The following is a 13786-nucleotide window of genomic DNA, read 5'->3' as shown; positions in this document are numbered from 1 at the left end:
GGTCGGCCTCGGGCAGCTGCAACCGCCTCGATAGGCTGACCCGATGACGACGATTCAGGCCTTGGGGCCGACCCTGCTAGGGATCGGCCTCCTCGTGACCCTGACCGCGGCAGTGCTGACCACCTATAAAGTGCCGTACAGGTGGGCGCCAGCGTTGGCGATCCTGAGGGGGACAGTTCAGCTGGCCGCTATCAGTGTCATCCTCAGCGGTGTCATCTCAAGTCCCGTCTTCGTGGCGCTGGCGCTGCTGATCATGTTTGCTGTGGCTGCAACCACTGCTGCCCGGCGCATCGGGTGGAGTTGGAAAACCCTTGGCCTCGTTGGCGGATCCATGGGTCTGGGGGTCGCCGTGACGCTCGGCGTCATCTTCGCCACTGGCGCGGTTGAGCTGACTCCACGTTATGCATTGGCGATGGGTGGCATCATCATCGGCAACGCCATGACCACGGCCACTCTGGCTGGACGCCGTTTCTCGGAGGCCGTTAATGATCACTGGGAGGAAGTGGAAGGGTGGTTGGCCTTGGGTGCAACACCTCGCCGGTCAACGTTGGAATTGGCCCGTCGCGCCGTCTATTCAGCGTTGATTCCCTCCATTGACCAAACGAAGACCACGGGGCTGGTAACTCTTCCAGGTGCCTTTGTCGGTGCGATTTTCGGTGGCATTTCACCGCTCGAAGCCGGCCGGTTCCAGATTGTGGTTCTGGCCGGAATCATGGCTGGCGGTGCGTTTACCGCCGTTTCAGTCATCGCTTCCCGTGCCGCTGTTCGGGTGCGACCGGCGCGCTTGGACCGGTGATCGGCTACTGGCGTCGTGAAGGCCAACGGCGGACGGAGCTTTGGGCCGTACCTTCCCGTGGGAGTCCTGGCTTTGTCGTTGCCAAGGGCAGTGTGATCCTCATGGAGGTGCCGTCTGGGCCCGTGGAGGCCACGTCCGCGGAGCCTCCTGCGGCGACGGCGATCTCGCGAACAAGGGACAACCCGATTCCGAAACTGCGCTGCTGCTGGCCCAGGCCAAGATGGGTGGTCCGAGCAAAACGGTCAAAGATCCGGGCCCGGTCAATGCCTGTGATGCCTGGGCCCGTATCGGTCACGGTGATTGTGGCCTGGCCGCCGGCCACGTTGGTGGCGACCATTATGTGGCCTCCCGCCGGCGTATGGACGAGTGCGTTCTCGGCCAGACCCAGGATCGCACGGTGCAGTCTTTGAGGATCAATAAGCGCCCGCGGTTGCCCCACGCTGGAACAATCCAGGGTGATGCCTCGGTCAACGGCTAACTGGCGGATACTGTCCACAACATCCTGGGCAACACCCGCGACGTTGGTCAGGGCAATATCCGGTTCCTGTACTGTTCCGGTGGCGGATTCCAGCAGCTCATTGACTATCGCGGTCAGCGCGGCAGTGTCGCTCCGGATCCGGGCAAGCGCTTGGGCGGCTGCCGTATCAGGTGGTGTGCCGCGCTGTGCCAGTTGAATTCTGGCGTCCAGGATGGCCAAGGGCGTGCGCATCTCATGGCTCGCGTCCTGGACGAAGCGCCGCTGCATGGCCAGCGCTTCGCCCAGCGGACGGATCGCACTGCGGGCACTGAGCCAGCCAATGCCCCCAGCCAGCAGGATGCCGGCTGCCCCTGCGATGATCATGGCTTTGATCAGATCGTTGGTATCAAGATAGGCGTACACGGCGCCGGGTTCAGCCGGTTCCGGGATGCCGGACTGGTTAAGCAGGTAAAGCGTAGACGCCGCCAGGAGGCAGAGGACCAGAACTGCGCAGGCGGCACTGATGCGAAGAGCGATCCTCATGGATGCCCTACGCAGGAATGCCTGGTCCTGGTCCAAAGGAGCAGGATGTTTAGTCATTCGCATCGCCGATCTGGTACCCCACCCCGTGCACTGTACGGATGATCGATCTGGTGATCTTCCTGCGCAGGTGGTGGACGTAGGTGTCGATCACTCCGGGCAGTTCACCTTGGCTGGAGGTGGCATTGATGAGCTCTTCCCGCGTGAAGACGTGGTCCGGCTGCGCGGCTATCGTCGCGAGCAATTCACTCTCCTTGGCAGTCAATGAGGCGAGGAATCCGTGAATGGAACGGATGGACCTGGAAGAAGGGTCCAGTTCCCAGTCTCCAATACTTAAGGTCTTGAACTCTTGCTGGTAACTCCGGGTCAACGCCCTTAGCCGGGCCCCCAGTTCCAAAATGTCGAAGGGCTTGGTCATGTAGTCGTTCGCGCCGGCGTCGAGTCCCCTGACCTTCTCCTCCGTTGCGCCGAGGGCGGTGAGTATGAGGATAGGGGTGGCGATACCCCTGGACCTGAGGGCGGCAATCAGCGCGACGCCGTCCATGCCGGGCAGGCCCCGGTCCACCACCATCACATCCCAGATCCGGGAGAGTCCCCGATGCAGGCCTTCATGGCCGTCGACGGCGACGTGAACCTGGTAGTCCGGCTCCAGCAGTTCGGCGATGAGCGGCCCGAGGACGACGTCGTCTTCCACCAGGAGCAGGGATGGCTTGGTTGCAGTGATCACGAATCCATTGTTGCGCGCCGGTCTTTTTCCGACGCACGGGCCCGCTTGTGCTTGAGGAATTCGATGCCCCACGGCAGCACGGACACCAGGACCATGATGATTGCTATGACGTCAATATTCTTGGCCACGAAGTCAAAGCGGCCCAGCCAGGAACCGAGCAGCGTCACCGAGGCGGCCCAGAGGATTGCCCCGGTGATGTTCCAGAGAGCGAAGGATCTGTAGTGGTAGCGGGCAATTCCGGCGCTGAGCGGTGCGAAGGTTCGCACCACGGGTAAAAAGCGCGCCAGGACCAGTGCCGAGCCACCACGGCGCCGGAAGAACTCTTCTGCTTTTCTCAGGTGTGCAGTCTTCAGTATGCGGGCATCATCCGAGAACCATCGGCGTCCGAACCGGCGACCAAGCAGGTAGCCTACTTGGTCGCCTGCGATCGCCGCCACGCTCACGACGATGATGAGTACGGGCAGTGTCAGATTCAGTTGCTGGTGCAGCAGGCCAGCCGTGAAGAGCAGCGAGTCGCCCGGCAGGAAGGGGAACAGGACCCCGGACTCGATAAAGATGATCAGGGCCACGACAGCCAGCGTTGCAGGGCCCAAACCCTGCAGCAGACTGGCAGGATCCAGGATTGGCAGCAGTTCGGCGGGGCTCAGTGTCGGTGCGAGAGCGAGGGCTTCCATTAAGGCTTCTTTCGATGTGGACTCGCGTCGGAACGGGATGACCGGGCGGACTGCAGCCGGGCCACGATCGAGGGTGCTTGACGGTTCCAGAGACCAGCCATCAACACGACGACGCCAATGGTTGCCGGAAACGATGCCATGACATCCAGTGGATAGTGCGCGCCGATGTAGACACGGGACCAGGCGACGATCACTGCGAGGATCATTCCTGTCCAGAGAACCGGCTTCTCCGCGCGGCTACCCCGGGCCAGGAAATACGCTGCAATGGCCAGGGCGACGGCCAGACATGTGTGTCCGCTGGGAAAGCTGTTGGATATCGGCTCCGGCGCCAGCGGGTCCAACAACAGTGTCGGGTCCGGCCGGATCCTGCCGATGACCACCTTGAACAGTTGGCAGCTCAACCATCCCGAACCCACTGTGAGGGCAAACAGCACAGCTTTCTGTGGGGAACGTCGAATCAGCAGGAGATACAGACTTGTGGCGAGCACCACCAGCGCTCCCACCACAGGCTCGAACAGCAGGTTCAAGGCCAGAGCTAAACCGGTCAGGACAGGGTTATGGTTGCGGCTGAAGTTCTGATCCACAGCCAACTCAGCCGACGTGAAGCCCGGCACGGACTGGACCGCTAGCCCGACGGCGATGACGACTGCCACCAAAATAAGCCCAACGGTCAGCCAGTGTTTGGGGGCGGGCAGCCGCTGGACTGGTACGGAGCCAGGTGTGGATTGCGGGAACATGGGACCCTTCGGCAGGACGTATCGTTCTTCCAATCCTCCGTGAGGGCAATTAAGAACTCGTTAAGAAGTGTGTCCCGGCCGGATTGAGCCCATGATGAAGGAATGCAACGCGTCATCGGTTGGCTGGCCGCAGCCATCATCGTCACTCTGATCTTCGGAAGTACCTATGTCACGCTGCAGCAATTGGGCCGGCGGGCAGCGAATGATGCGCCGACGGCTGCTGCTGCGGCACGGGTTGAAGCCATTGATTCGCCGGCGCCGAGTACGCCGCCGCTGGAATTGAATCCTGACAGCGGTGTCTTCGTCATTGTCTACGGGGCGAATAACAAGCCGGTGTCCAGCACTGCTGTCCTTCATGGGTCCTTTCCCGTCCTTCCTGAGGGCGTGCTCGAGGCGGCACGACGGACCGGATCCGATGCTGTGACCTGGCAGCCGGAGCCCGGTCTGCGGATGGCGGTGGTGGCACGAGCCGCTGGGGAACAGGTAGTCGTCGCGGGTCAGTCGCTAAAACCTGTCGAGGACAGGAACTGGATGGTCCTGATCTTCCTGTCGGCGGCATGGCTGGGCAGCATGGTTGTCCTTGGCTTGGGATACGGCGCCGCAGAGATATTTCGGGGACGTTCGCTCCGGCGCTACGCTGAAACCGGAGATGCGGGAAAGGATCTGTCATGAGTGCTGAAGGAACGAAGGAAGACCCATGGGTGCTGGTCACGGCACCGGGCTCGTCGGAGTACTCCATGTACCGCGACCCGGAGTCAGACCCACCGGCCCTCGTTTGCCAAGTAGGGTCGACGACCCTGAAGTATCACCTGCGAGCCATCGAGGATCTGTCCGCCTGGCTCCGTGAGCAGGAGGACTGGGTGCCCCTGGGCGCAGCCGATGAGAGCAAACCAGCACCGGAGGGAAGCGTCGAGGCATGGGGACGGGATCCGGCCAACCCTGTATCCGGGTGGTACGGGCTCCGCAAAGGATACCGCGGCCGCTTTGGGATGTACCTCCCCCCGCTGCTCGAAAAACTCGGGCTGGTCGAACTGACCCACGAGAAACGCAACAACATGGTTCGAGCCCTCCCCAGCTAACCCATTGCCGTGGAGAAAGCGGCTTCCCACTCCGGTTGAAAGGGCGCGGCTAGTAGTTCCGCCGATGTTTCAGTCGAGGGATCGCGACGGCGAACACGGCTGCCGCTGCGAAGCCCAGGACGCCGGTGGCCCAGACGCCAGCAGCGAGCGAAATGGCAGCAGTCAGGGCAGACAAGAGCACCGGCCCACCCGTTGCACCAGAATCGGCAATGAACCGCCAGATGCCAAGGAAGTGGCTCCTTCCATTGTCCGGTGAGAAGTCAGCACCCAGTGTCATGATCAGCCCGGAACTGATGCCGTTGCCAAAGCCAATCAACAGGGCAGTCAACAGCAGCGGAAGGAACCCACCAGTGAACGGAATGAGGATCAACGCCGTCCCCATGATCACTGTGGACGGAACCGCCACCCACTGCCGTCCCTTGCGATCCATCAGCTTTCCAGCCGGATAAAACACCAACATGTCGATGGCGCCTGAGAGGCCGTAGATCAGCGATGCTTGCGTGGCGTCCATGCCTAAGTGATCGGCCCACAACGGGATGACAACTTGGCGCGAAGCACGCAGAGCGCTGAGCAGCAGAATTCCGAAGCCCACAGACAGGAACACCCCGGCATGGGAAGCAGCCACATTTCGCAGCGTTGACGCCGGGATGACTGGCCCGCCGTCGGACGTATCGGGAGCCACCAAGTCAGGGATGGTGAGCGACAAAGCAGCGGCCGCCATCATCCCGACAAAACCAACCCAGTACGCCCCGCTGATTCCGGCGAACTGCATCACGCCGGCACCGATGAACGGACCGATGAAGATGCCGATCCTCGTAACGCCGCCCAATGTGGACAACGCACGGGCGCGGAACATCACCGGAACTGCCTCGGTGAGGTACTTCTGGCGGGCCAGGTTGAAAACGCTCGCCGACATACCCACCAAGGTCATAGCTGCTGCCAGCAACCAGATCCCGTGCTCCATCTGTGGAGCGAAAGCTGCCGCGCCGAGGGCAAGGGCTCCTACGGCACCTGCCCCAACAATTGCCCAGCGTTCGCCGAACTTTATGGTGATGAGCGATGCCGGGATATTGAAGAGCCAGGACCCCAAGCCGATCAGCGTGACGATCAACGCGGAGACTGCCACGGATGCTCCAAGGTCACGCGCCGAGAGCGCGATGACCGGAAGAACCGCCCCCTCGCCGATACAGAACAACAGCGCAGGCCCGAAGGCCGGTAAAGCAATGCTGCGGAGGCTGAAGTTTTGGTCTTGCTGGGTGGTTGTCATCCCCTTCATCCTAGGACTCTGACCCAGCCGCCTCGCAGTTGTCGCAGTTCCGGAGATCCGGAACCGCAACAACTGCGCGCGAGACTAGGCCTCGTCCAGGTGACTAGATGCGGTTAGCCGTTGCCTTCCGACGTCCGGCTGCTGAAAGTGCCAAGCCTATGAGAAGAAGGCCGACTGCCCAGAGCGTGAAGCTGCCGTCCAATCCCGTAGTGGCCAGAGAGTTGGAACTCCCGACGCCGGTCGCAAGGCCTGCTGTCAGCACACCTTGAGTGCCGCCTGCAGTTACTGCGCTACCACCTAGCTGGGCACCGCCCATTCCGGTTGTCCCGACGCCAGCGTTCCCGAATACAGGACCCCCAATTTCGGTCCCCGGATTGTTGGTGCCAGAGTCAATGCCAAGTCCCCCACCACCAGCAGGCTGGCTAACCTCCGGCGGGTTGACGACGGGAGGGTTGGCCACCGGCGGATTCACAACGGGAGGATTCACAACGGGAGGGTTGACGACCGGCGGATTCACAACGGGAGGGTTGACGACCGGCGGATTCACAACGGGAGGATTCACAACGGGAGGCGTGATGGCTCCGACAGAGGCGCCACCGATGCCAAGCGATGTCGAGTCGACCGTGACCGGAGCGGTGATTGGAACAACCACCTGGGTCCCGGAAGCGACGCCGCCCGATCCATTAGTGGTAGCACCCGAGGTCCCCGCCGGTGCAGTTCCCCCGGAAGTACCGGCAGTGCCAGCCGACGAATCGCCCAAGACACCAGCAGACGTCGAGCCAACAGTCACCGGAGCGGTAACCGGAGCAACCACCTGCGTCCCGGAGCCAAGGCCCTTAGATCCCGAGGTCGTAGCGCCCGAGGTCCCCGCCGGTGCAGTTCCCCCGGAAGTACCGGCAGTGTTGGCTGACGAATCACCCAACACACCAGCCGACGTCGAACCAACAGTCACCGGAGCTGTAATCGGAGCAACTACCTGAGTCCCGGAGCCAATGCCACCAGAACCGTTAGTCGTAGCGCCGGACGTTCCCGCCGGAGCAGTCCCACCGGAAGTACCGGCAGTGTTGGCTGACGAATCACCCAACACACCAGCCGACGTCGAACCAACGGTCACCGGAGCTGTAATCGGAGCAGCCACCTGAGTACCCGAACCGATGCCATTAGATCCGTTTGTATTGGAACCTGTGGTTGTACCTGTACCCGTGCCCGAAGTACCGGACGTGCCACCGCTGGCAGACGAATCACCCAGCACACCAGCCGACGTCGAACCGACAGTCACCGGAGCGGTAACCGGAGCAACCACCTGAGTCCCGGAAGCTACCCCATCTGACCCGTTGGTCGTAGCACCCGAGGTCCCCGCCGGAGCAGTCCCACCGGAAGTACCGGCAGTGCCGCCATTGCCGCTGGCGGCTGAATCACCCAGCACACCAGCAGACGTCGAACCAACAGTCACCGGAGCGGTAACCGGAGCAACGACCTGGGTCCCGGAAGCAACGCCCTTAGATCCCGAGGTCGTAGCGCCCGACGTTCCCGCCGGTGCAGTTCCGCCGGAAGTACCGGCAGTGTTGGCCGACGAATCGCCCAGCACACCAGCCGACGTCGAACCAACAGTCACCGGAGCTGTAACCGGAGCAACCACCTGAGTCCCGGAAGCTACCCCTTCTGCCCCGCTGGTCGTAGCACCCGACGCCCCCGAAGGAGCAGTCCCACCGGAAGTACCGGCAGTGCTGGCCGCCGAATCACCCAGCACACCAGCCGACGTCGAACCAACAGTCACCGGAGCGGTAACCGGAGCAACCACCTGAGTCCCGGAAGCTACCCCATCTGACCCGTTGGTCGTAGCACCGGGAGTAGCGGCAGCAGGTGCGCTGCCCGTATTCGAGGGTGCGCCGGACGTAGCTGATGAATCTCCAGCCACACCCGCGGCAGTGGCTCCGATGTTAACAGGGACCAATATCGGAGCCACTACCTGAGCGCCGGATGCGATGCCTTCTCCCCCCGACGTTGTTGCCTGCGCAGGCGCTTGGGCCGGTGCAGAACCTGATGTTGCTGCTGGTGTTGTCGTTGCCGATGAGTCCCCCAGGACACCCGTCGACGTCGATCCCACAGTTACGGGGACCGTCACCGGTGCAACTACTTGGGTACCGGAGGCTGTGCCGCCGGAACCGTTGGTGCCAGCCGCCGTCGTCGAACTGCTTGGTGCAGTTGGAGCGGCAGGTTTGGCTGGGCCCGTCGCAGTGGAGCCCCCCAGCAGACCCACTGATGACGAGCCCAGGTTTATGGGCGCTGTTACGGGCGCGACTACCTGTGTCCCGGAGCCAGTCCCGTTGGAACCGTTGGTGCTGGCAGTTGGCGCCGTCCCTGTAGCCGGAGCGGCTGCGGGCGCCTTTGTGGTTGAGGATGAATCTCCCACGAGGGCCAGTGACGTAGCGCCTGTGCTGACTGGCGCTGTCACCGGTGCCACCACCTGTGTGCCGGAAAGGGTTCCGTCCTTTCCACTGGTCGTATCTGCCGCGTTGGCCGCGGTCCCGCCGAGGGCTATCAAGCCTCCGGCAAAGCATGTGCCGATCAGGCACCTGCGAATTGTCGAGTTCATTGTGATCTTCTCCTGAAGGTCTTGTTCCCAAAGACGTCCGATGACGGATCGTCCGGCTAACCATCGGCCGCATGTAGAGGCGCGGCTGGGCTGGGGAACTAGTCAGGAGAGGAGCCGGGATCGAAAGAAACCGGCTTTGGATGATCTTCATTGCTGGCCGCTGCTGGACCAGAAAGTGTGTCTGCAGGAACGATTGGCGCCCCATGCAGGAAGGCTGCGGCAGGGCTTGGCGGCCCGTTTTGTGAGGTACCCGAGCCCGCGCCGGTGACACCAAGAGGTGTCGTTTCCGGGTCGGCCGGCAGCTCGGCTGGAACCTCAGGTTCGACGATGACAGAGGCGCCGATTACGGCACCAGGTGAAGCAGGGGCAAAACCTCGCGCCAGAGCAAAGGTCAGTGAAACGTCGGCATTGAGGGTGGGCGGAGTTGTCCCGAGGGGCAGGCCAGCGGATTCCGTCCCCGAACCGCCGCCGGCTGAAGCCGTTGGTGAAGTCCCGACGGCGGGTGGCGGCACAGTTCCGGCACCTGGCGTCGTGGGGAGCATGGCGCCGTCGCCGCCCAAGAGCGGGGGAAGCAGGCTTCCGGGTCCAGCAATCGGAGGTAAAACGCTGCCGACAGGCGGGAGGACCTTATCGATGACCTCAACGATGGGGGCCACGACAGGCTTCGTCACGCCCGTCACCGGGTCCAGGCCGACGGGTTTCAGAACATCATTTACCGGAGGAACAACCGCCTCGACGGTGTGGTCAATAGTGCCCGTGGCTGGTTTGACGACCGTGTCCACAACGCTGCCGACTGTGTCGCTCGGAACTACCCGGTTAACAACGGGGAGTTTGGCGATGACTTTGTCCGCGGACTCCGCAACCTGCTTAACCACCGGGGTTACAGCTGGAACGTGCACGGTTATCGGATGTGCCGGGACAACGACTTTGGCGGGAGCCGGAAGAGGTACGTTCGGCACAGGGACAGTGACGACGGGGGCGGATGGCTTAGGCCCGACGGAAGTTGCAACGGACGCGGCCGCCTTCTTGACCGCACCCGTTGCAGCACTGAGTGTCTTGTTGGTTTGCTTGCTGGCGGTGTCGGCTGATGAAACGGTTGACGACACCGAAGATGTCACTCCGCCCAGCAGCGAGTGGTTATCAGTGATCCCGGAATCGGCGTTGGCGGCCGTCGCGGACAATGCCATCCAAATTGCGGTACCGGCGCCAGCGATCATGACGGAGCGGAGAATCTGAGTAGCGCGCGGAATTACGCGAATGGCCTTCATCTCGACACCCCCCAGGTAGCCGCAAACCGATGGTCGATTTCATCCTAGGACTGGTGTTGCCCAATAGTCCATGGGGAGGCAGTAATCAAGATGACAAATTTGTCAGTAACCTTCATTTATGAAGAAGGGTAAAAGCCAGTCTTCTCGGGTCCAAAGTCGGGCGTTGCCAGGGATCCACCAGCAACCCTTCCGTGCTGGGCATTGGTTTCCTGGAGCCGTTTGATGAACCAGCGCGACTGCTCCGGTCCATAAGGCAGTACAGGGATGGCCTTGGTTGCATCGTTGGGCATATCGCGGATGGACTGGGTTGCCTGCCGCACTGCAGTGCTCATGGTGTCGGCCATGGTCTTGACGAATTCGTCGCTCGCAGGCTTGCCGTGGCCCGGGACCAGGAACTCGTAGCGGTGACGCAAAGCGGAGATGTGCCGGAGGACGTCCGCCCACTCCTCGGGATACGAGTCCTCAAAGGAAGGGTGTGCGCCGTGCTCGACGAGGTCACCCACGAACAGCGTTGAGTTGGTACCCACCAGGAGGTCACCGTCGGTGTGGGCGCGGCCCAGATAGAACAGTGTGGCTGTAATTCCGCCGAGGTCCACTAGAACAGGCTGGTCGCCAACGATCGCGTTCGGAACAACGATGTCGACGGCGTCACCCTCCCCCGCGGCCATCTCCGGTTCGTTGGTGGCGACGAAGCGACGCTGGTTGTCGGCGTCCCGCTCGATGGTTGCCGCACAGTTGGCGTGCGCCCAGAACTCTGTCACGCCGTCGTCGGCAAAAACAGCGTTACCGAAGAAGTGGTCGTAGTGCGCGTGGGTGTTGACTACCACCAGCGGAAGCTGGGTCTTTTCGCGGACAGCAGCGAGGATCTCGCGGCCTTGGCGGGGGCCACATCCGGTGTCGATGACCATGGCGAGCTCACTGCCCACCACAAGCCCGGTGTTGAGTAAGGACCCCTCGGTCTCCAAGACGTAGTTGTCCGTGCCAAGTTCATGCCAAGCTGACAATGAGTTCTCCGTATCCAGTGCAATCCGGCGATGTTCAGGCCTCGATTCTACCCATGCGCAGCTGGGAGAAGCCGGAATGACCCGGTGGCAGGTGAACTCCGTGCCGGACTAGAGGATGGCCGTCATGACGTTCCAGCCGGACCCAATCTGGCGGGCAGCAAGCCACCCACCCGAGCCGTCACCCGGGTAGAGCCACAAAACACCGGAGCTGTTGCGGGCAATGACGTCAATCTTGCCGTCGCCATTGAAATCACCGGGGCCCTCAATAGCGGTCATGACATTCCAACCGGAACCAACCTGCCGGGCAGCAAGCCAACCACCAGAACCGTCACCGGGATAGAGCCACAGAACGCCCGACCCGTTGCGGGCAAGAACATCAGCTTTGCCGTCGCCATTGAAATCACCGGGGCCTTCAATAGCGGTCATGACATTCCAGCCGGAACCAATCTGGCGGGCAGCAAGCCAACCACCAGAACCATTGCCCGGATACAGCCACAGAACACCATTGGCATCGCGGGCTATCACATCGGCTTTGCCGTCCCCGTTGAAGTCACCGGGTGCCTCGATCGCGGCCATCCCATTCCAGCCTGCACCGATCTGACGGGCAGCAAGCCAGCCACCAGAACCGTTGCCCGGGTACAACCACAAGACACCGTTCGCATCCCGGGCGATCACGTCCATTTTGCCGTCCCCGTTGAAGTCACCGGTTGACTCAATGGAGGTCATGGCATTCCAGCCTGCACCGATCTTGCGGGCGGCTAGCCAGCCACCGGAACCATTGCCTGGGTACAGCCACAAAGCGCCGCCGTTGTCCCTGGCAAGGACATCGCTCTTGCCGTCACCGTCGAAATCAGTGATTTTTTGACTGGAGGTCTTGAAGGTGAACTTCCACTCGGCCAGAGCTGTCGGGGCCAATGCATAATCTGCAACAACCCTGGCGGTAACGGTTACTGCTCCACTCCCCGGATAGGTGCCAGGGGCAAGAACCTTTCCACCTACCAAATATTCCACGCCGGCGAGGGCGGGAATCGTGTAGGTATCGTTCGAGGTGCCGTCCCGGTCATTGAAAACTACGGGCGCAGGCGTCACGGGAAGGTGCCCACCAAATGTGGTGAGCGCTGCGGTGGCATCAATCAAACCCGCCCCACAGCCGGCCGGGCAACCAGCAGGAAGTGGTCGTGCCGAGTCCTTCAGCTGCTGTTCCACGTGGTCGGGAGTGAGGGCGATCCCCTCTGCCGAGTACAGGAGAGCCGCAAGGCCTGCCACATGAGGGGCGGCCATGGACGTTCCCTGCATAAACGCATAGCCCGCCGTGCCCTGCGTGGTTGTCCCTGAGTTGTAGGTGGACAAGATACCGTTCAGGGCCGAGGAACTCATCTCGCCCCCGGGAGCAGTTACATCAACGGCGCTCCCGTAGTTGGAGTACGACGCCTTCGCGCCGGTCCTGTCGCTCGCGGCAACGGTGATGACGTTCGGGCAGTTTGCAGGGCTGGAATCGGCCGCGGGGCGATTGGAATTTCCAGCAGCAACTACTACAACGGCTCCAGCGTTATGGGCGAAATTGATGGCGTTTTGGTACGTGTCAGAGCACGGCTTGATGCCACCGAGACTGAGGTTGATAACGCGGGCCGGGTTGGGATTGATGGGAGCCCCGCTAACAATGCCGCCTGCCGCCCAAATGATTCCATCTGCGATATCCGATGAATACCCACCACAGGCACCCAACGCCCGAACCGGAAGGATCTTAGCCTTCGGGGCAACACCGGTTACACCGTAAGTGTTGTTGCCGATCGCAGCGATTGTGCCAGCCACGTGCGTTCCATGCCAGGAAGAATTTATCTGCGGGCTGCCCACACCGCATTCATTTGCTGTCGACCAATCCCCGGGATCCGTAGGATCAGCGTCCCGGCCACTCCCATCCCGGGCATCGGTGGCATCGGACATCATGTCGTAGCCGGGCAGGACATTGGCGTCGAGATCCACATGACTGGTGATCCCGGTGTCCACTACTGCGACGACTACGCCTTCACCATGGTTGTATTGCCACGCCCCGGAAGGTCGAATGCCGGCCAAATCCTCAGAGAGATCCCACTGCGTGGAGTAATAAGCATCATTCGGATCAGCCGCCACCTGCATAATGTCGTCGGCTTCGGCGTAGGCAACGTTGGGATCCGCACGAAGGGTTTTCAGGAAATCCTCGGCTTTTGTCCCGGAAAGGGCCTTGGCAAGTTTGATGACCTGGCCGCCCGCTGCGTTCGGGTGCGAGCTCTGGGCAACGACTCCGAGCTTCATGGCCGCATGACCGGCGGCCTGCTCCACGGCAGCCGCAGCCGCTTTGGCGTTGTCCCGTAGCCCGACGATAAATTGGTCCGTTGCCGCCTCAGGTGCCGGACGGAGTGATTGAGGGGTGCTCGGGATGATGTCGCTATCTCCCGCTACTGCCGGCTGTATGGCCAGGCCGCCGGTGATGAGGAGCGTGGCCAACGCGAAGCCGACGGTCCTTAAGGATCGCATTGGGGAGTTTTTTACCATGGTTGGGCATCCTAGAACGGCGACTGAGCACGGTAAGGCTGGGTCGCGGGCAACTGGAGACCACCAGTTGACCCCCACAGAAAATTGTACGCAGAGGTGGCAGCACTTT

The 13786-nt window shown here is 61.9% G+C and carries 12 protein-coding genes; 3 read left to right on the top strand and 9 right to left on the bottom strand.

What is annotated here, in order from left to right; genetic code table 11:
• The first annotated feature begins 43 nt into the window (after positions 1 to 43).
• Positions 44 to 796 carry an ABC transporter permease gene (locus tag AC1DD5_RS01545; protein ID WP_442016525.1) on the top strand — a complete coding sequence of 251 codons (753 nt, stop codon included), beginning with the start codon at positions 44 to 46 and terminating at the stop codon, positions 794 to 796.
• 4 nt (positions 797 to 800) lie between these two features.
• Here AC1DD5_RS01545 and AC1DD5_RS01540 read toward each other — a convergent pair whose 3' ends face one another.
• The 4 genes from AC1DD5_RS01540 to AC1DD5_RS01525 are packed head-to-tail and all read right to left on the bottom strand — an operon-like array spanning position 801 to position 3931.
• Entirely contained in the window at positions 801 to 1853 is a 1053-nt protein-coding gene (locus tag AC1DD5_RS01540; protein ID WP_442016526.1) for a sensor histidine kinase, read from the bottom strand.
• Complete coding sequence (locus AC1DD5_RS01535) at positions 1846 to 2520, bottom strand: response regulator transcription factor (protein ID WP_442016527.1); 675 nt, start codon at positions 2518 to 2520, stop codon at positions 1846 to 1848. Before AC1DD5_RS01535 ends, AC1DD5_RS01540 begins: the two co-directional genes overlap by 8 nt.
• The gene (locus tag AC1DD5_RS01530; protein ID WP_442016528.1) at positions 2517 to 3194 is read right to left on the bottom strand and encodes a DedA family protein; all 678 of its coding nucleotides are present in this window, start codon (positions 3192 to 3194) and stop codon (positions 2517 to 2519) included. The genes AC1DD5_RS01535 and AC1DD5_RS01530 overlap by 4 nt, the downstream gene beginning before the upstream one ends.
• Complete coding sequence (locus tag AC1DD5_RS01525; RefSeq protein WP_442016529.1) at positions 3194 to 3931, bottom strand: phosphatase PAP2 family protein; 738 nt, start codon at positions 3929 to 3931, stop codon at positions 3194 to 3196. Before AC1DD5_RS01525 ends, AC1DD5_RS01530 begins: the two co-directional genes overlap by 1 nt.
• A 102-nt stretch (positions 3932 to 4033) precedes the next feature.
• On the opposite strand from AC1DD5_RS01525, the gene AC1DD5_RS01520 reads away from it, so the two are divergent.
• Both AC1DD5_RS01520 and AC1DD5_RS01515 read left to right on the top strand, forming a co-directional pair.
• Entirely contained in the window at positions 4034 to 4603 is a 570-nt protein-coding gene (locus tag AC1DD5_RS01520; RefSeq protein WP_442016530.1) for a hypothetical protein, read from the top strand.
• Positions 4600 to 5010: a DUF6855 family protein gene (locus AC1DD5_RS01515; protein WP_442016531.1), complete on the top strand. Its 411-nt coding sequence runs from the start codon at positions 4600 to 4602 to the stop codon at positions 5008 to 5010. Before AC1DD5_RS01520 ends, AC1DD5_RS01515 begins: the two co-directional genes overlap by 4 nt.
• A 49-nt stretch (positions 5011 to 5059) precedes the next feature.
• On the opposite strand, the gene AC1DD5_RS01510 is transcribed toward AC1DD5_RS01515, so the two are convergent.
• The 5 genes from AC1DD5_RS01510 to AC1DD5_RS01490 form a co-directional block, all read right to left on the bottom strand.
• Positions 5060 to 6277, bottom strand: a complete 1218-nt coding sequence (locus AC1DD5_RS01510) for an MFS transporter (protein WP_442016532.1) — start codon at positions 6275 to 6277, stop codon at positions 5060 to 5062.
• A 103-nt stretch (positions 6278 to 6380) separates the two neighbouring features.
• Positions 6381 to 8873 carry a beta strand repeat-containing protein gene (locus tag AC1DD5_RS01505; RefSeq protein ID WP_442016533.1) on the bottom strand — a complete coding sequence of 831 codons (2493 nt, stop codon included), beginning with the start codon at positions 8871 to 8873 and terminating at the stop codon, positions 6381 to 6383.
• 98 nt (positions 8874 to 8971) lie between these two features.
• Positions 8972 to 10141 carry a hypothetical protein gene (locus AC1DD5_RS01500; RefSeq protein ID WP_442016534.1) on the bottom strand — a complete coding sequence of 390 codons (1170 nt, stop codon included), beginning with the start codon at positions 10139 to 10141 and terminating at the stop codon, positions 8972 to 8974.
• Positions 10142 to 10257: 116 nt separating this feature from the next.
• Positions 10258 to 11145, bottom strand: coding sequence for an MBL fold metallo-hydrolase (locus AC1DD5_RS01495; protein ID WP_442016535.1), 888 nt, complete (start codon positions 11143 to 11145; stop codon positions 10258 to 10260).
• A 108-nt stretch (positions 11146 to 11253) separates the two neighbouring features.
• The gene (locus AC1DD5_RS01490) at positions 11254 to 13677 is read right to left on the bottom strand and encodes a S8 family serine peptidase (protein ID WP_442016536.1); all 2424 of its coding nucleotides are present in this window, start codon (positions 13675 to 13677) and stop codon (positions 11254 to 11256) included.
• Between the last annotated feature and the right edge of the window lie 109 nt (positions 13678 to 13786).

The organism is Paenarthrobacter sp. 10L420, from assembly GCF_056395385.1.
The sequence above is the reverse complement of the archived record's forward strand: the minus strand, read 5'-3'. Positions and strand labels throughout refer to the sequence as shown.